Source organism: Kitasatospora sp. NA04385, from assembly GCF_013364235.1.
GTDB lineage: Bacteria > Actinomycetota > Actinomycetes > Streptomycetales > Streptomycetaceae > Kitasatospora.
Genome location: NZ_CP054919.1, coordinates 4,873,579 through 4,890,203 on the forward strand (window position 1 = coordinate 4,873,579; position 16,625 = coordinate 4,890,203).

17 protein-coding genes are annotated in these 16,625 nt (G+C 74.6%); 9 read left to right on the forward strand and 8 right to left on the reverse strand.

Going from position 1 to position 16,625, the window contains the following annotated elements; all coding sequences use genetic code 11:
• The first annotated feature begins 106 nt into the window (after positions 1 to 106).
• The 4 genes from HUT16_RS21855 to HUT16_RS38455 all read left to right on the forward strand — a co-directional run bounded on the left by HUT16_RS21855 (position 107) and on the right by HUT16_RS38455 (position 2,870).
• A complete protein-coding gene (locus HUT16_RS21855) occupies positions 107 to 1,048 on the forward strand; it encodes a LysR substrate-binding domain-containing protein (RefSeq protein WP_176189807.1) in 942 nt (313 codons plus the stop codon).
• A 153-nt stretch (positions 1,049 to 1,201) separates the two neighbouring features.
• Complete coding sequence (locus HUT16_RS38450) at positions 1,202 to 1,609, forward strand: ATP-binding protein (RefSeq protein ID WP_303392088.1); 408 nt, start codon at positions 1,202 to 1,204, stop codon at positions 1,607 to 1,609.
• On the forward strand, positions 1,549 to 2,109 hold the full coding sequence (locus tag HUT16_RS21865) for an AAA family ATPase (protein WP_176189808.1): 561 nt from the start codon (positions 1,549 to 1,551) through the stop codon (positions 2,107 to 2,109). The genes HUT16_RS38450 and HUT16_RS21865 overlap by 61 nt, the downstream gene beginning before the upstream one ends.
• On the forward strand, positions 2,106 to 2,870 hold the full coding sequence (locus HUT16_RS38455) for an HNH endonuclease (protein WP_254897931.1): 765 nt from the start codon (positions 2,106 to 2,108) through the stop codon (positions 2,868 to 2,870). The genes HUT16_RS21865 and HUT16_RS38455 overlap by 4 nt, the downstream gene beginning before the upstream one ends.
• On the opposite strand, the gene HUT16_RS21875 is transcribed toward HUT16_RS38455, so the two are convergent.
• The 3 genes from HUT16_RS21875 to HUT16_RS21885 form a co-directional block, all read right to left on the reverse strand.
• Entirely contained in the window at positions 2,867 to 4,621 is a 1,755-nt protein-coding gene (locus HUT16_RS21875; RefSeq protein WP_176189809.1) for an ATP-binding SpoIIE family protein phosphatase, read from the reverse strand. The genes HUT16_RS38455 and HUT16_RS21875 overlap by 4 nt on opposite strands.
• Positions 4,622 to 4,673: 52 nt before the next feature.
• On the reverse strand, positions 4,674 to 5,411 hold the full coding sequence (locus HUT16_RS21880; RefSeq protein WP_176189810.1) for a bifunctional 2-polyprenyl-6-hydroxyphenol methylase/3-demethylubiquinol 3-O-methyltransferase UbiG: 738 nt from the start codon (positions 5,409 to 5,411) through the stop codon (positions 4,674 to 4,676).
• A 425-nt stretch (positions 5,412 to 5,836) separates the two neighbouring features.
• Complete coding sequence (locus HUT16_RS21885) at positions 5,837 to 8,809, reverse strand: AfsR/SARP family transcriptional regulator (RefSeq protein WP_176189811.1); 2,973 nt, start codon at positions 8,807 to 8,809, stop codon at positions 5,837 to 5,839.
• A gap of 211 nt (positions 8,810 to 9,020) precedes the next feature.
• Here HUT16_RS21885 and HUT16_RS21890 point away from each other — a divergent pair, with 211 nt between their 5' ends.
• Entirely contained in the window at positions 9,021 to 9,230 is a 210-nt protein-coding gene (locus HUT16_RS21890) for a hypothetical protein (RefSeq protein WP_176189812.1), read from the forward strand.
• Between the two features lie 81 nt (positions 9,231 to 9,311).
• Here the strand turns inward: HUT16_RS21890 and HUT16_RS21895 are convergent, their stop codons facing one another.
• Positions 9,312 to 10,973 (reverse strand): fumarate hydratase, encoded by a 1,662-nt coding sequence (locus tag HUT16_RS21895; RefSeq protein ID WP_176189813.1) that lies wholly within the window; start codon positions 10,971 to 10,973, stop codon positions 9,312 to 9,314.
• Between the two features lie 161 nt (positions 10,974 to 11,134).
• Between HUT16_RS21895 and HUT16_RS21900 the strand changes: the two genes are divergently transcribed.
• Together HUT16_RS21900 and HUT16_RS21905 are read left to right on the forward strand one after the other, a co-directional pair.
• Positions 11,135 to 11,872: a DUF1707 domain-containing protein gene (locus HUT16_RS21900; protein ID WP_176189814.1), complete on the forward strand. Its 738-nt coding sequence runs from the start codon at positions 11,135 to 11,137 to the stop codon at positions 11,870 to 11,872.
• A gap of 255 nt (positions 11,873 to 12,127) precedes the next feature.
• Complete coding sequence (locus HUT16_RS21905; RefSeq protein ID WP_254898342.1) at positions 12,128 to 12,463, forward strand: WhiB family transcriptional regulator; 336 nt, start codon at positions 12,128 to 12,130, stop codon at positions 12,461 to 12,463.
• Positions 12,464 to 12,550: 87 nt separating this feature from the next.
• Here HUT16_RS21905 and glpX read toward each other — a convergent pair whose 3' ends face one another.
• On the reverse strand, positions 12,551 to 13,591 hold the full coding sequence (gene glpX, locus HUT16_RS21910) for a class II fructose-bisphosphatase (protein ID WP_176189816.1): 1,041 nt from the start codon (positions 13,589 to 13,591) through the stop codon (positions 12,551 to 12,553).
• A gap of 224 nt (positions 13,592 to 13,815) precedes the next feature.
• Here glpX and HUT16_RS21915 point away from each other — a divergent pair, with 224 nt between their 5' ends.
• Positions 13,816 to 14,346 carry a DUF4245 domain-containing protein gene (locus HUT16_RS21915; protein ID WP_254897932.1) on the forward strand — a complete coding sequence of 177 codons (531 nt, stop codon included), beginning with the start codon at positions 13,816 to 13,818 and terminating at the stop codon, positions 14,344 to 14,346.
• A 107-nt stretch (positions 14,347 to 14,453) separates the two neighbouring features.
• Here the strand turns inward: HUT16_RS21915 and HUT16_RS21920 are convergent, their stop codons facing one another.
• Both HUT16_RS21920 and HUT16_RS21925 read right to left on the reverse strand, forming a co-directional pair.
• Positions 14,454 to 15,047, reverse strand: a complete 594-nt coding sequence (locus HUT16_RS21920; protein ID WP_176189817.1) for a malonic semialdehyde reductase — start codon at positions 15,045 to 15,047, stop codon at positions 14,454 to 14,456.
• A gap of 134 nt (positions 15,048 to 15,181) precedes the next feature.
• A complete protein-coding gene (locus HUT16_RS21925) occupies positions 15,182 to 15,421 on the reverse strand; it encodes an exodeoxyribonuclease VII small subunit (RefSeq protein ID WP_176189818.1) in 240 nt (79 codons plus the stop codon).
• 73 nt (positions 15,422 to 15,494) lie between these two features.
• On the opposite strand from HUT16_RS21925, the gene HUT16_RS21930 reads away from it, so the two are divergent.
• Positions 15,495 to 15,974 (forward strand): GNAT family N-acetyltransferase, encoded by a 480-nt coding sequence (locus HUT16_RS21930; RefSeq protein ID WP_176189819.1) that lies wholly within the window; start codon positions 15,495 to 15,497, stop codon positions 15,972 to 15,974.
• Here the strand turns inward: HUT16_RS21930 and HUT16_RS21935 are convergent.
• Positions 15,908 to 16,624: an RNA polymerase sigma factor gene (locus tag HUT16_RS21935; protein ID WP_176189820.1), complete on the reverse strand. Its 717-nt coding sequence runs from the start codon at positions 16,622 to 16,624 to the stop codon at positions 15,908 to 15,910. The genes HUT16_RS21930 and HUT16_RS21935 overlap by 67 nt on opposite strands.
• Position 16,625 lies beyond the last annotated feature (1 nt).

Here is a 16,625-nt window from a genome sequence, read left to right on the forward strand (position 1 = left end):
ACACGGTTACTGATCAGTGAAATCGGTTCTGCGGGAGCCTCCGATAGGCAAGTCCGATCAGTGCGGCAGACTGGACGGAGCACCTCCGCCGGCAGGAAGCAGCACCGTGAAACCCAGCGCGCCCCGCACCCCCACCGTCTCCCAGCTGCGGGCCTTCGCGGCGGTCGCCGAGCACCGGCACTTCCGGGACGCCGCCGCCGCGATCGGCACCAGCCAGTCCGCGCTGTCCGGGGCGGTCGCCGCGCTGGAGGACTCGCTCGGCGCGCAGCTGGTCGAGCGGACCACCCGGCGGGTCGTGATCACCCCGCTCGGCGAGCGGATCGCCGAGCACTCCCGGCGGGTGCTGTCCGCGCTGCACGCGCTCACCGAGGAGGCCGAGGCCGCCCGCCGCCCGTTCACCGGCCCGCTGCACCTCGGGGTGATCCCCACCGTCGCGCCCTACCTGCTGCCCACCGTGCTGCGGCTGGTCCGCGACGCCTACCCCGACCTCGAACTGCACGTCCACGAGGAGCGCACCCCCTCGCTGCTGAACGGCCTCGGCGACGGGCGGCTCGACCTGCTGCTGCTCGCCCTGCCCGCCGGCGGGGCGCTGCCGGTGGCCGAGATCCCGCTGTTCGACGAGGATTTCGTGCTGGTCGTGCCGCCCGAGCACGAACTCGCCGGACGGATCGACGTGCCCCGCGACGCGCTGCTCGACCTGGACGTGCTGCTGCTGGAGGAGGGGCACTGCCTGCGCGACCAGGCGCTCGACATCTGCCGCGAGGTCGGCGCCGAACCGGCCGGCGGCAGCACCCGGGCCGCCGGGCTCTCCACCCTGGTCCAGCTGGTGGCCGGCGGCCTCGGCGTCACCCTGCTGCCCGCCACCGCGCTCGACGTCGAGACCGGACGCACCGACCGGCTCGCCGCCGTCCGCTTCGCCCACCCCGCCCCCGGCCGCCGGATCGGCCTCGCCCACCGGCCCGGCTCCGCCCGCACCGGCGAGTACGGCCGCTTCGCGGCGGCCCTGCGCGAGGCCCTGCGGGGGCTGCCGGTCCGCCTCGCCGCCTGACGGGCCCGCCGCCTCACCCGAACGGGCGACGGCGCCGCCCCGCGGCCGGGTTGACGCCGCGTCACGTTCACCTCCCGGCCGGGCGTGTGCGGGCCGGGGCATGGGCATAAACCGCTCCGAGGGGGTGGTCCGGTGTACGTGTCGCGGATCAGGGTGTCCGGGGTGAAGTGCTTCGAGGGCGTGCGCGAGGTCGACGTGACGATCCCGCCCGGCCCGGGGTGGACGGTGTTCGCCGGGCCGAACGGCAGCGGGAAGACCGCCCTGCTGCGGGTGCTCGCGATGGCGCTCGGCGCCCTGCCCCCCGGCCCCGCCGCGCACTGGGGCACCGGGGGCTGGGTCCGGGCCGACCCGGCCCCGCGCTGGCGGGTCGGCGACCCGCCGGGCCCGCCCGCGCCCGCTACCCGCTGCGCGCCGAGGGCCGCCGCGTCCCGCTGGACGCGGAGCTGGCGGCCGAGGTGCTGCCGGCCGGCTGGCGGGTCGCCGACCCGCGGCGGCAGACCGTGGCCCGCGCCGGCCTGGAACTCCCGCTGGACGAACTCGGCGACGGCACCGCCGGGTTGACCCGGCTGGCCAGCCAGCTCGCGGCCGCCCCCGAACTCCGGGGCCCGGTGCTGCTCGACGACGTCGACCGGCACCTGCACCCGGCCTGGCAGCAGCGGATCGGCCCGTGGCTGACCGAGCGCTTCCCGCACGCCCAGTTCCTGGTCGCCACCCACAGCCCGTACGTCTGCCAGGCCGCCGACCCCGGCGCGCTGATCCGGCTGCCCGGCCCGGACGAGGAGCGCGCCCCCCGCCGGCTGGACGAGGAACTGCGGCAGCGGGTGCTGTACGGCAGCGGCGAGGACACCGCGCTGTCCGAACTCTTCGCGCTGCCCAGCGCCTACTCGCCCGCCGCCGAGGCCGAACGCCGGATGCTGGTGCGCCTGGAGCGCAAGATGTACGCCGGGCAGGCCAGCGAAGCCGAACTCGCCGAGTACCGCGAACTGGGCGCCAAGCTGAACAGCTCGCTGACCGCCCGGGTCGACGAGGTCACCGCCCGGCTGCTCGGCAGGGACGGGTGATCCCGCTCCAGCGGCCGCCGCTCCAGCCCCGGCTGGCCGCCGAACTCGAACGCGCCACCGCCCAGGTGCGGGCCGCCGGGCTCAACACCGCCTCCGGGCGGGCCGCCTGGCGCCGCGCCGTCCGCCCCAAGGCCCAACTCCGGCTGATGCTGCGGCAGATGGCACCCGGCCTGGAGCGCTGCATGTACTGCGGCGACAACCTGGGCACCGACATCGACCACTTCGAGCCGATCGCCCAGGCCCCGCTGCGCACCTTCGACTGGCAGAACCACCTGCTGGCCTGCGCGCACTGCAACAGCAACCGCAAGCGCGACCGCTTCCCGCGCGACCCCGCCACCGGCGACGGCCTGCTGGTCGACCCCTGCCGCGAGGACCCGGCCGACCACCTGCGGCTCTACCTGGACTCCGGCGCGTACGACCCGCTGACCGTCCGCGGCGAGGCCACCATCGAGGTGTTCGGCCTCAACGAGCGGCCCGAACTGGTGCGCGGCCGGCGGATGATGTTCGCCGTGGTCAAGGCCCTGCTGCTGACCTGGCGGGCCGCCGCCACCCCGGCCGAGGCCGCCGAGTACGCCGCCGCGCTGCGCGAGATCCACCATGCCGACGTGCTGCGCACCGTCCTCGCCCTGCGCCGCAGCCGCCCGCTGGCCCTCGCCGTGCTCGGCCCCGACGTGCTCGACGCGCTCGACCGGCTGGTGCGGGAAACCGGGCAGGCCGGGGAGGAACGGGGGGCCGGGGAGGACCGGGCGGCCGGCGCCTAGGGCCGGTCCAGCCGCTGCTCGAACCAGACCACCTTGCCCGCGCCCAGCCGGGTCGCACCCCAGCGGTCCGCGCACCTGGCCACTATCTGCAGGCCGCGCCCGCGCTCCTCCTCCGGCCCGGCCCGGCGGGTGCGGGGCAGCGCCGGGGAGTCGTCGCCGACCTCGCAGCGCAGCAGCGAGGTGCGCACCAGGCGCAGCGTCACCGGCCGGGTGGCGTGCTGGATCGCGTTGGTGACCAGCTCGCTGACCATCAACTCGCAGTTCTCCGACAGGTGTTCCAGACCCCACCGGCGCAGCGCGTGCCCCGCCAGCCGACGCGCCCGGCCCGGCGTCTCGTGCCGGGGCTGGAGGTGCCAGTGCGCGACGTCCCCGGCCGGGATGCCGTCGAACGCGGCCGCCAGCAGCGCGATGTCGTCGGCCCGGTCGCCCGGCGGCAGGATGCGCAGCGCCTCCTGGCACAGCTGGTCCGGGGTGAGCCGGTTGCCGCCCGCCAGCCGGGCCCGCAGCAGCTCCAGGCCGGTGCCCAGCGGGCGGCGGCGGGTCTCCACCAGGCCGTCGGTGAACAGCAGCAGCGCCGAACCGGGCGGTGCGGGCAGCTCCACCGAGGCGAAGTCCACCCCGCCGACGCCGATCGGCGCGCCCGAGGGCAGGTCCAGCAGCTCGCTGGTGCCGTCCGGGCCGATCAGCACCGGCGGCACGTGCCCGGCGTTGGCGATCCGCACCCGGCCCGCGATCGGGTCGTACACCGCGTACACACAGGTCGCCAAGTGGTGTTCGCGGCCCAGCCGTTGGGCCTGCTCGTCGAGGTGGTACAGCACCTCGTGCGGCGGCAGGTCCAGGCCCGCCAGGGTCTGCGCGGAGGTGCGCAGCTGGCCCATCACGGCGGCCGAGGTCAGCGAGTGGCCCATCACGTCGCCGGTGATCAGCGCGACCCGGTTGCCGGGCAGCGGGATCGAGTCGTACCAGTCGCCGCCGACCTGCGCGCCGCGCTCGCCCGGCAGGTAGCGGTGCGCCAGCCGGACGCCGTGCGGCTGCGGCAGGTGCGCGGGCAGCATCGAGCGCTGCAACTCGTCGGCGATCTCCCACTCGCGGGTGTAGCGCAGCGCGGTGTCCACCGCCAGGCCGCCGTGGGTGGCCAGGTGCGCGGCGGTCGCCGTGTCGGCCGGGTCGAAGCCCGCCGCGCTGCCGTCCGGGCCCGGTCGGCGCACCAGCAGCAGCATGCCGAGCGCGGCCCGCCGCCCGTGCAGCGGCAGCGCCAGCAGCGCCGTCCCGGCCGGCAGCCGGCCCAGCGCCCGGGCGCCCAGCAGTTCGGCGGCCAGGCCGCCGCGCCCGGCGCCCAGCACCGTCGGCCCGACCGGGGCGCGGTGGGCCAGCGCGTTCCAGGCCGCTGCCGGGCAGCACCGGGCGCACCCCCGCGCGGCGGCCCAGCCGGGTGCCGCAGGTGTGCCGCACCCGCAGCGCCCGGGCGGGCCCTGCTCGCGCTCCACGTCCGGCAGCGGGTCGCGGACCAGCACCACCAGGGCGTCCGCCACCGCCGGGACGAGCACCCGGCCCAGGTTGCGCAGGGTGGCCGTCAGGTCCAGCGAGCTGTTGATCCGCCGGGCCGCCCGGTCCAGCGCGGCCAGCCGCTCCGCCAGCCGCCCGGGCGCGCCGGGGGCCGCCTCGCCGGAGGCACCCGCGCCGGGCGGCGGGTGCCGCTGGACGGGTACGGCGGGCTGCTGCCCCGCCAAGGGCTCCAGGTGGTCGCGCACGGGCTGCCCGATCTGTGCAGATGTGGTCTCGGGAACGGAGACTGACGTCTCGTCAGCCGGTGCGCCGACAGCGCAGGTACAGCTGGGTCTCCGGCGGCTGCGCGGACCCGGCGGGCGCGTACGACCGGCTGTCCACCGCCTCCACCGCGAAACCGGCGCCGGCCAGCAGCCCCGCCAGGTCCTCGCGCAGGTACCCGCTGACCCGGATCTCCTGCTCCAGGAACGGCAGCGGCGCGTCGTCCAGGTCGGCCTCGACCATGCCCAGCGCCAGCAGGCCGCCCGGGCGCAGCAGCCCGCGGACCCGGCCGAGCGTCTCGGCGATCTCCGCGCGGGGCAGCATCAGCAGCGAGAAGAACGCCGCCGCGGCCTCCCACGAGCCGTCCCCGTCCGGGCCCAACTCCGGTACGCCCCAACGGGAACCGGCGCTCTCCAGGCCCAGGTCGAGGACGTCCAGCCGGTGGAAGGACGCCGCCGGCACGGCCGCCCGGGCCTGCGCCAGCATGCCCTCCGACAGGTCGACGCCCGTCACCCGCAGCCCGCCGTCGGCCAGCTGGCGGGCGGTCGGCTCGCCGGCTCCGCACCCCACGTCCAGCACCCGGGCACCGGCGGGGAGTTCGGCCAGCAGCCAGTCGCCGCAGGCGAGCTGCCCGGCCCTGGCCGGAAACACCTCCTGGTAGCGGCCCCCGATCGCGTCGAACACGGCGGCCTGGCGGGCCCGTTCGACCCGGCGCGCACCCGCCGCGGACGCCCGGTCGGCGTCGGCGGAGGCGGCGTTCTGTTCGTCCGTCACGATGATCTGGGCACCTCTCCCGCGTGCGTCCTGCCCTGCCCGTCGTGGCCCGCGCTCCACTCCCGACCCTGGCCTTCGAGAATAAACGCGATCACCGCACCGTGGAGCCCGTTTCCGGCCAACTCGTGCGCCGTTGGGCGCTTATCGCCCGCCGGGGGAAGCACGCCGGGGCCCGCGACGGAGCACGCCGGGCCCCGCACGCCGCGTGGCGCGTCCGCGCCACGCCCCCGACCTGCGCCGACGCCCGGTCAACGGCCTTGCCGCGGGCGTTTATCGAACGTCAATCGACACCTGTCAGAGTCTTCTCAGCGCCGGGGAAGCGTCAAGGTGTTCCCGCAGCCGGGGGGCTGCGGGGACGCCGACGCTCCCGGGGGGAAGGCGTCCGGCCGGGGGGACCAGGGGGGTACCGCGGGGGGAACGGAAGCCTACGGCGCGACCGGGGGAGGGGAAGGCTCGGTGTGTCGCGATGCGATGAGGTCCTGCACGGGTTGGGCCTCGGGCACACCGAGCCGGGTGAACACCGTGAGCGCCTCCTGGAGGCAGGCCAGCCCGCGCGAGGGCTGACCGGTCTCCAGGAGCGCCTCGCCCAGCGCCGCGTTCGCCATGCCCTGGCAGTACGCGGCCTCGATCTCCTGGGCGATCGACAACGACTCCTCGGCGGCCGCCGTCGCCGCCGCGAACTGACCGTCCGCGAGCAGGCAGGCCGCCAGCCGGGCCAGCGAGTAGCCCTCCCAGATCGGGTGCTGCTGCTGGTGGTACAGCTGGTGCGCCTCCCGCAGGTGCACCGCGGCCTCGCCGGGCGAGCCGGTCGAGCGCAGCACCACGCCCAACTGGTAGAGGGTGTCCGCCAGGCAGGGCACGTTCCCGGACGCCCGGGCCGCCGCCACCGCGGCGCGCGCCGACTCCACCGCCTCGGCGTGCCGGTCCAGACCGACGTAGGCGCGGGCCATGTTGGCGAGCAGCCGGGCCTCGCTGATCGGGGAGTCGAGGGGGCGGACGGTCTCCAGTGCCTGCTGGTAGACGGGCAGCGCCTCGGCCGGGCGGCCGGCCAGGAACAGCGTGATGGCCAGGCCGTTGGCGGTGGCCATCCGCAGCGCGGTGGACCGGCCGGTGGGCTGGAGGGCCAGGCTGCGGGCCAGTGACTCCTCCGCCTCGGCGAGTTCGGAGGCGATCCGGTGGATCTGTCCGAGCGAGTGGTGCACCGAGGCCAGGGTGTCCGGGTCCCGCTGGGCCACCGGGCTCGCCGCGGCGGCCCGGAGCATGGCGCGCACCCGAGGGGCGAGCGTCGGCTCCTCGCTCACGAACGTCAGGGTCTGCAGGATGTCCACGGCGGGCTGCAGCAGGCCGAGGGGGGCGTCGGCGGCGGCCTCGACGGCGCCCAGCAGGACGGCGACCTCGGACCGGAGCCAAGCCCGGGCCGAGTGGCCGTCGGAGAACGACCGACCGGTCGCGTCGGCCCGGTGCAGCAGCTCGATGGCCAGGTCGTCCGGCTCGATCGCCCGCTGGACGTTGCGCACGGTGGCGTGCAGCAGGTCCAGCAGCCGCAGCAGCGCCGCCTGCTGCTGCTCGGTGTCCGCCAGCTTGGTGTTCTGCCGCTGCGCGTACAGGCGCAGCAGGTCGTGGTAGCGGTACCGGCCGGGGGTGAAGCACTCCAGCATGTTGGCCTCGACCAGGGCCTCCGCCAGGTCCTCGGCCTCCTGCTCGGAGGCGTCGAGCAGCGCGGCGACGGCCGACAGCGGCAGGTCGGGGGAGTCCACCAGGGCGAGCAGCCGGAACGCCCGGGCCTCCTCGGTGCGGAGCTGGGCGTAACCGAGCCCCAGGGTGGTCTCCACGGCGAGGTTGCCGAGTTGGAGCTCCTGGAGCCGGTTGCGCTGGTCCGCTAACCGCCGGGCCAGGTCGGAGACGCTCCAGCGCGGACGGCTGGCCAGCCGGGCGGCGGCGATCCGGACCGCCAGCGGCAGGAAGCCGCAGGAGGTCACCACCTGGAGCGCGGCCTCGGGCTCGGCGCCGACCCGCTCGGCGCCGACGATCGCCGAGAACAGCGCCAGCGCCTCGTCCGGGGTCAGCTCCTCGATGTCCACCAGGTGCGCACCGGGGAGTTCGGCCAGCCGGGAGCGGCTGGTCACCATCACGGCGTTGCCGGAGACACCGGGGATCAGCGGCCGCAACTGCCCGGCGTCGCGGGCGTTGTCGAGCAGGATCAGCATCCGCTTGTCGGCCAGCAGCGAGCGGTACAGCGCGGCGCGCTGGTCCAGCGAGTCGGGGGCGTCGGAGGCGCCGAGCGCGTGCAGGAAGTCGCCGAGCACCACGGCCGGGTCGGCCGGGGAGGCGCCCGCGCCGCGCAGGTCCACGTACAGCTGCCCGTCCGGGAAGTCCGGCCGCAGCGAGTGCGCGACGTGCACCGCGAGGGTGGTCTTGCCGACGCCGCCGATGCCGGCCAGCGAGGTCACCACGACGGCTTGGCCGGAACCCGCCCTCAGCACGTCCCGGAGTTCGTTCACCATCTTGCTGCGCCCGCTGAAGTCCGAGACGTCGGCCGGGAGTTGGGCGGGCGGAACGAAAGCGACCGGTTCCTCGGCGGCCTTCGGCGCGCGGACCGGCGGCGCCAGCAGCTCCGGGTCGCCGGCCAGGATGCGGTGGTGCATCGTGGACAGCCCGCCGCCCGGCTCCACCCCGAGCTCGTCGATCAGCAGCTTGCGGGTGTCGGCGTACACGCCCAGCGACTCGGCCTGCCGACCGCTGCGGTACAGCGCCAGCATCAGCAGTTCGCGCAGCCGCTCGCGCAGCGGGTACGCGGCGGACAGCGAGTTCAACTCGGCCACCACGTCGGCGTGCAGGCCGATCTCCAGGGCCAGCGCGCAGCGCTCCTCGGCCACCGCGAGCTGCCGCTCGGCCAGCCGGGTGCGCTGGGCGTCGGCGTACGGGCCGGGCACGCCGGGCAGCGGGCGGCCGCGCCACAGGTCGAGCGCGGCGACCAGGGTGTCGTGGGCGGGGCGCAGGCCGCCCTCGGTCCGGGCGCCGGACGCCTCGACGACGTGCCGTTCGAAGACGGCCAGGTCCAGGGCGTCGGCCGGGATCCGCAGCGCGTAGCCGTCGGTCATCGAGACCAGGACCTCGGCGGGCTTGCGGGCGGCGCGGTTGGGCTCCAGCACCGAGCGCAGCCGGGAGACGTAGGTGCGCAGCGCGGCCACCGCCTGCGGCGGGGTGCGGTCCCCCCAGATGCCGTCCACCAGGTCGTCGGTGGTGACCGGACGGCCCTCGCTGAGCAACAGGGCCACCAGGACGGCCTGTTGCTGCGGAGATCCGAGCGCCAGCGGCACGTCGCCGCGCCACGCCTGGACAGGGCCGAGCACTTGGAAACGCAACGCCTCGGCGGAGCGCGTGTCCTGATGCTCCATGTCCTCCCCTGTGGCCGATGAACCGTCTGTTCCCCACGCAGCCGCCGGTCGTGTGGGGGCGACAGCTTATGAGGAAGCGTGCAAACGTCCACCAAGTGGATGCGCGGTGCGACGTTTATAAGACATTTAGCGGTTCCTACGATACTGTCCGCGCGCCCGAGGACAGTCGTCCGGGTGATCGAACCCTCTCAGTTGAAAGGCGGCCCGCCCCATGGCCGACGAGACCACCACCACCGTTCCCGAGGCCGCGCAGACCGCGGCCCCGGTCGAGCACACCGCCGACGCCACCGACCCGAACGCGATCGAGCACGCCCTGGAGGTGCTGGCCGAGGGCCAGCCCACCGCGCCGGCCGTGGAGCAGATCGAGCCCAAGGACGGCGAGACCTTCGAGCCGCTCGGCACCGTCCTGAACTGCCCGTGACCCTCGCCGGTCCCGCCCGCGCGAGCAGAACGAGCCCCGACCCTCACCGGCCGGGGCTCGTCCCGTTCGTGCGCGCCGCCGCTACTGCGCCGAGCGCACCCGCAGGTTGGTGATCAGCGGGCCGTCGGTGACCTCGGCGAAGAAGTCGTTGCCCTTGTCGTCCACCACGATGAACGCCGGGAAGTCCTCCACCTCGATCCGCCAGACCGCCTCCATGCCGAGCTCCGGGTACTCCAGCACCTCGACCTTCTTGATGCAGTCCTGCGCGAGCCGGGCCGCCGGGCCGCCGATCGAGCCCAGGTAGAAGCCGCCGTGCTCGTTGCACGCCTTGGTGACCTGCTGGGAGCGGTTGCCCTTGGCCAGCATCACCATCGAGCCGCCCGCCGCCTGGAACTGGTCGACGTAGGAGTCCATCCGGCCGGCCGTGGTCGGGCCGAACGAGCCGGACGCGAAGCCCTCCGGGGTCTTCGCCGGGCCCGCGTAGTAGACCGGGTGGTCCTTCAGGTACTGCGGCATGCCCTGCCCGGCGTCCAGCCGCTCCTTGATCTTGGCGTGCGCGATGTCGCGGGCCACCACCAGCGTGCCGGTGAGCGAGAGCCGGGTCTTCACCGGGTACTTGGACAGCTCGGCGCGGACCTCGGCCATCGGCCGGTCCAGGTCGATCCGCACCACGTCGTCGTCGAGGTGCTCGTCGGTGGTCTCCGGCAGGTACTTCGCCGGGTCGGTCTCCAGCTGCTCCAGGAACACGCCCTCGGCGGTGATCTTGCCGAGCGCCTGGCGGTCCGCCGAGCAGGACACCGCCATCGCGACCGGCAGCGAGGCGCCGTGCCGCGGCAGCCGGATCACCCGCACGTCGTGGCAGAAGTACTTGCCGCCGAACTGCGCGCCGATGCCGATCTTCTGGGTCAGCTCGAAGACCTTCTGCTCCAGCTCCAGGTCGCGGAAGCCGTGCCCGGTCCGCGCGTCGCCGCCGGTGGGCAGGTTGTCCAGGTAGTGCGCGGAGGCGTACTTCGCGGTCTTCAGGGCGAACTCGGCGCTGGTGCCGCCGACCACGATGGCCAGGTGGTACGGCGGGCAGGCCGCGGTGCCCAGCGAACGGATCTTCTGCTCCAGGAAGTTCAGCATCGACGCCTCGTTGAGGATCGCCTTGGTCTCCTGGTACAGGTACGACTTGTTGGCCGAGCCGCCGCCCTTGGCCATGAACAGGAACTTGTAGGCGTCCCCGTCGGTGGCGTACAGCTCGATCTGGGCCGGCAGGTTGTTGCCGGTGTTCTTCTCGTCCCACATGGTCACCGGGGCCATCTGGGAGTACCGCAGGTTGAGCTTGGTGTACGCGTCGAACACGCCGCGGGCGATCGCCGCCTCGTCCCCGCCGGAGGTCAGCACGTGCTGGCCGCGCTTGCCCATCACGATCGCGGTGCCGGTGTCCTGGCACATCGGCAGGATGCCGCCGGCCGAGATGTTGACGTTCTTCAGCAGGTCCAGCGCCACGAACCGGTCGTTCGGGCTGGCCTCGGGGTCGTCCAGGATCCGGCGCAGCTGCGCCAGGTGCGCCGGGCGCAGGTAGTGCGAGATGTCGTGCATCGCCTCGGCCGTCAGCAGCCGCAGCGCCTCCGGCTCGACCTGCAGGAAGGTGCGACCGCCGGCCTCGAAGGTCGAGACCCCCTCGGAGGTGAGCTTGCGGTACGGAGTGGTGTCCGTGCCGAGCGGGAGCAGGTCGCGGTAGGCGAACTCTGGGGCCATGGGGTGATCCTTCGGTTCTTTCGGCTTCGTCGACGAGGCACCCTCCAGGTTAGGCGCACCCGCCGCGGGCCCCGCGCCCAGGTTCGCCTGCGTGACCGGGGTCACTCCCGTTGCGTCGAACCGCCGTTCGGTCCGCGGGTGGGCTCGCTAGGCTTTGTGACGTGGACGACTCTCCCGAGCAGGACCCGCAGGGCGCGCTGCCCGCCCAGCTGTCGAAGAACGAGCCCGCGCCGGTGCCCGCCCGGGCCCCCGGCACCGACCTGGCCGCCGAGCTGAAGGCCTCCGACGCCGACCGCGAGCGCGTCGCCGACCTGCTGCGCGACGCGTACGCCGAGGGCCGGCTGACCGTCGACGAGCACGCCGAACGGATCGAGGCCGCCTACGGCGCCCGGACCTTCGGCGAGTTGGAGCCCCTCACCCGCGACCTGCCCAGCCACCCCGGGGCGATCCGGCACAACCTCACCAAGCCCCCGCTGGCGGCCGCCCCCGCCGCGCAGGCCCCGTTGCCCCCGGCCCGGGCCGAGGCGCCCACCATGCTCGCGGTGTTCGGCGGCGCCGCCCGCAAGGGCCGCTGGCGGGTCGGCTCGCACCTCAAGGCGGTCGCCGTGTTCGGCGGCATCGAGATCGACCTCACCGACGCGGTCTTCGAGTCCCCCGAGGTGGTCATCGAGGTGTACACGGTCTTCGGCGGCGTCGAGATCCGCGTCCCGGAGAACGTCAGCCTGCACGGCGGCGGCGCCGGGGTGTTCGGCGGCTTCGAGGTGCGCGAGCAGACCGCCGCCGAGCCGTACGCGCCGGTGGTCCGGGTCAAGGGCGCGGCCGTGTTCGGCGGCGTCGAGGCCAAGCCGCGGCGCGGCAAGAAGCTCAAGGAGTGGGTGCGCCGACAGCTCGACGGCTGACCTGCGCAGTTCCCGACCGGTCGTCAACTCGCCTGGCGGCACTCGCCGTTGCCGCGAGTGCAGGGTGTAGTCGGTTGCGTGCGGTGTGCATGAATCCCGGGGCGGCGGGGTAGTTCCAATCGCACATCGTTCCTGAACGGCTGTGATCCCGCGGGTCGGCGACGGCGCCACGGCGAGGGAGCACGGGGCAGCCGGGCAGGAGGCGACCTCGTTCCCCAGCCTTGAGCCTGGTCAGGAGTTACCGTGCTGCATCCGATCGAGTCCAGCGCCACCGCCGCCCGCCGCCCGGCGGCCCAGCCGGAGCCGGACGACAACCCCTGGCACACCTCGGCCGCCTGCCGCAGCGACGAGGCCGGGCTGTTCTTCGCCCCCTCCAAGGAGCCGACCGCCGCCCGCCTCGCCCGCGAGGAACAGGCCAAGCGCGTCTGCGCCCGCTGTCCGGTCCTGATCGAGTGCCGCGAGCACGCCCTGGCCCAGCCCGAGCCGTACGGCGTCTGGGGCGGGCTCACCGCGGCCGAGCGCCGGGTCGTCCTCACCCGGCGCCGCCGCCGCGAGAGCGAGATCCGCCTCCCGGCCCGGATAGCCGGCTGAGGCCCGCCGCGCCGGACGCCGCGGAGGCGGGGGCGCGGGGGCGACCGCACACCGCGGTCCCCCCGCCCCCGGCTCCGCGCTCCCGCGCTAGTTCGCCCGGTCGAAGTCGATCGCGCTGTACGCCCGCAGCTTGGCCAGCTTGTGGGTCGAGTCGATCCGCCGGATCGTCCCGCTCTTGGAGCGCATGACCAGCGACGAGGTGGTGGCGGTCTCCTGGCGGTAGTGGACGCCGCGCAGCAGTTCGCCGTCGGTGATGCCGGTGGCGACGAAGAACACGTTCTCGCCGCTGACCAGGTCGTCCGTGGTCAGCACGCGGTCCAGGTCGTGCCCCGCGTCCAGCGCCTTCTGGCGCTCCGCCGCGTCCTTGGGCCACAGCCGGCCCTGGATGACGCCGCCCATGCACTTCATCGCGCAGGCGGCGATGATGCCCTCGGGGGTGCCGCCGACGCCCATCAGCAGGTCGACGCCGGTCTCCTCGCGGGCGGCCATGATCGCGCCGGCCACGTCGCCGTCCGAGATGAACTTGACCCGGGCGCCGGCCTCGCGGATCTCCCGCACCAGGTCGGTGTGCCGGGGCCGGTCCAGCACGACGACGGTGACGTCCTCGACCGAGGAGCCCTTCGCCTTGGCGACCCGGCGGATGTTGACCGCGGGCGGGGCGGTGATGTCCACGTAGTCGGCGGCCTCGGGGCCGCAGACCAGCTTGTCCATGTAGAAGACCGCGCTGGGGTCGAACATGGTGCCGCGGTCGGCGACCGCGAGGACCGCGACGGCGTTGTGCATGCCCTTGGCGGCGAGGGTGGTGCCGTCCACCGGGTCGACGGCGACGTCGCACTCGGCGCCGGTGCCGTCGCCGACCCGTTCGCCGTTGTAGAGCATCGGGGCCTCGTCCTTCTCGCCCTCGCCGATGACGACGACGCCGTTCATCGAGACGGTGGAGACGAGGGTGCGCATCGCCTTGACGGCCGCGCCGTCGGCGCCGTTCTTGTCACCCCGGCCGACCCAGCGGCCGGCGGCCATCGCGGCGGCCTCGGTGACCCGGACCAGTTCGAGGGCGAGGTTGCGGTCGGGCGCTTCCGGAGCGACCTCCAGCGCGGAGGGGAGGTGGTGCGGGTACTGCGTGGTCATCGTCGTTACCTCTCTGTACGCGACGGCCAGTCAGCACCGGGACACGGAGGGTCACCAGTGCTGCGTCGAGGGTTGCTGCGATCGTATCGGCAGGTGGAACGGGTGTCTGTGGCGCCCGCCTCCCGCGCTCCTTACCGGCACGCACCGGCACGCACCGGCACGCACCGGCACGCACCGGCACACCGGCGCGCGGCGCCGGTGTAAGCGCCGCCTACCATGGGCGGGTGGCAGGCAACAGCAGCAAGAGGGGCCGTCAGACGGTACGGGACATGGTCCTGTCGATGGCGGCGGTCGGCGTCGTGGTGGTGGTCGCGTACTTCTCGATCCCCAGCGCGGACGGCAAGGGCAACGGCGTGCACTCGGTGCCGTACCGGGTCGAACTCGCCTCGGCGAAGCGGGCCGCGCCGTACCCGCTGCTCGGGCCGCAGCAGCTGCCGGACGGCTGGACGGCCACCTCGGTGACCTACGGCCGGAACGACAAGAGCCGCGCCGCCTGGCACCTGGGCCTGAACACCGCCTCCGGCCAGTACGCGGCGGTCGAGCAGGCCGACGGCAAGCCCGAGGACGTGGTGGAGCGCAACGTCCCCGGCGCCGAGCCGGACGGCACCGCCACCGTGGCCGGCCAGGAGTGGCAGCGGGTGCAGGGCGACCGCTACCGGGCGCTGGTCCGCCCGGCGGGCGACACCGGCACCACGGTGCTCACCGGCACCGCCTCGTACGAGGAGCTCGCGCAGCTCGCCGAGACGCTGGGCTAGGCCCCGGAGCGCGGCGACCGCGCGACGGCCGCCCGCAGACGGCACGACGAAGGCCCCCGCCGGGAACGGCGGGGGCCTTCGCTGTCGGGCGGGGGCGTCGACCGGGATCAGACGGTGGTGACGACCTCGTCGTAGGCCAGGCGCGGGCTGCGCGGGAACCAGGCGTCCTCGCCCGGCTTGCCGATGTTGACCACGGCCAGCACCGAGTGCTCGCCGTTGCCGAAGAACTCCTTGTTGAGGCCCTCGGCGTCGTAGCCGGTCATCGGGCCGGCGGCCAGGCCGGCGGCGCGGACGCCGATGATGAAGTAGGCGGCCTGCAGGGCGCCGTTCAGGGTGGCGGAGGCCTCGCGGACCGGGCGCTCGGAGAAGAACATGTCCTTCGCCTGCGGGAAGTGCGGCAGCTGGGTGGGGAGTTCCTCGTGGAACTCGTTGTCGGCGGCCAGGATGGCGACCAGCGGCGCGGCGGAGGTCTTGGCCTTGTTGCCGTCGGCCATGTGCTGCACGAGGCGGGCGCGGCCCTCCTCGGAGCGGACCAGGACGATGCGCAGCGGCTGCTGGTTGAAGGCGGTCGGGCCGAACTTCACCAGCTCGTAGATGGCCTGGATCTGCTCGTCGCTGACCGGCTCGTCCGAGAAGGTGTTGGCGGTGCGGGCCTCGCGGAAGAGCAGGTCCTGGGCGGCGGCGTCGAGTGCCAGGGTCATGGTCTGTGTCCTACCTCAAAGCTGGGGACCGGGGTTCGATCGGCGGCCTGGGTGCCGCACGATCAGGTCCAACTTCGATGAAACTTAAACCATTCCCGGAGGGGGGTGTGACGTGCGGCACATCCGGCCCCGGGTCACTCCCCGGCGGGCTCCTCGGCGGCCATCGCCGCGTCCAGCCGGGCCCGGGCGCCGTCCAGCCAGCGCTGGCAGACCTTCGCCAGCTCCTCGCCGCGCTCCCACAGCGCCAGCGACTCCTCCAGCGTCGTCCCGCCGGTCTCCAACTGCCGCACCACCTGGAGCAGTTCGTCCCGCGCCTGCTCGTAGCCGAGCGACTCCCGCGGACCCGCTCCCCGCTGCCCCTGCTGATCTGCCATACCGCCCAGGGTAGGCGCCCGCCCCGACAAACCCGTTGCGCCCCGCCCCGCGCCCCGCCCTACCCTGCGGTCCATGAGCACCCCACGCCCGGCCGTCCCCGCGGACGCGGAAGAACTGGTCGAACTCCGCACGCTGATGTTCGAGGCCATGCACGGGGAGGCCCGCCCCGGCCCCTGGCAGCGCACCGCCGCCGACCTGCTGGTCCGCCGGCTCGCCGAGCCGGAGCGCACGCTGCAGGCGTACGTGGTCGACGACCCGGAGCGCCCCGGCCGGCTGCTCGGCTGCGCCGTCGGCACCCTGGAGCGGCGGCTGCCCGCCCCCGGCCACCCCGACGGCCTGTTCGGCTTCGTCTTCGGCATCTGCACCCGCCCCGAGCGGCGCGGCCGCGGCCACGCCCGGGCCTGCACCGAGGCCCTGCTCGCCTGGTTCGACGCGCGCGGCGCCACCCGGGTCGACCTGCACGCCACCGAGGACGGCCAGGCGCTCTACCGCAGCCTCGGCTTCCAGGAGCACTCCACGCCGCTCTCCCGGCAGCGCCCGCCCGCCGGCTGACCGGCCGGGCCCGTCCCCGCCCCGACCGTCCGCCCCGTCCCCGCCCCGACCGTCCGGCGCGGCCCCACCGCGCGCCGGACCGGCGCCGGCGCCTCCGGGGCCAGGGTGCGCCGCAGGTTCAGCCGGGCCCGGTAGGTCAGCGTCTTCACCGCGCCCACCCGCAGCCCGATCCGGTCGGCGATCTCCACCGAGCTCAGCCCGTCCCAGTAGCGCAGCCGCAGCACCGAGCGCTGGCGCTCGTTCAGCGCCGACAGCGCCGCGCCCACCCGCTCCGCCTCGGCCGCCGCGATCACCGACTCCTCCACCCGCACCCCGGAATCGTGGTCGGCGACCGCCGCCACCGCCGACTCCCGGCGGGTGGAACGCCGTTTCTCGTGGTCCAGCAGCACATTGCGGGCGATGGTGAACATCCACGCGCCGAGATCCGTGCCCGTCCAGTGGAAACCGCGAATTCCCGCCATGGCGCGGACGAATGTGTCCTGGGCCAGGTCCTCGGCCAGCGGCCGGCTCCCGGTGCGGCGCAGCAGGAACGCCAGCACCGCCCCGTGGTAGCAGCGGTAGATGTCCGCCCAGGCTTCGCGGTTCCCCGACTTGGCGGCTTCGATCAGCGCGGGCGTCACCGCCGGTCTGTCCGACGGGGAGACGTCCATG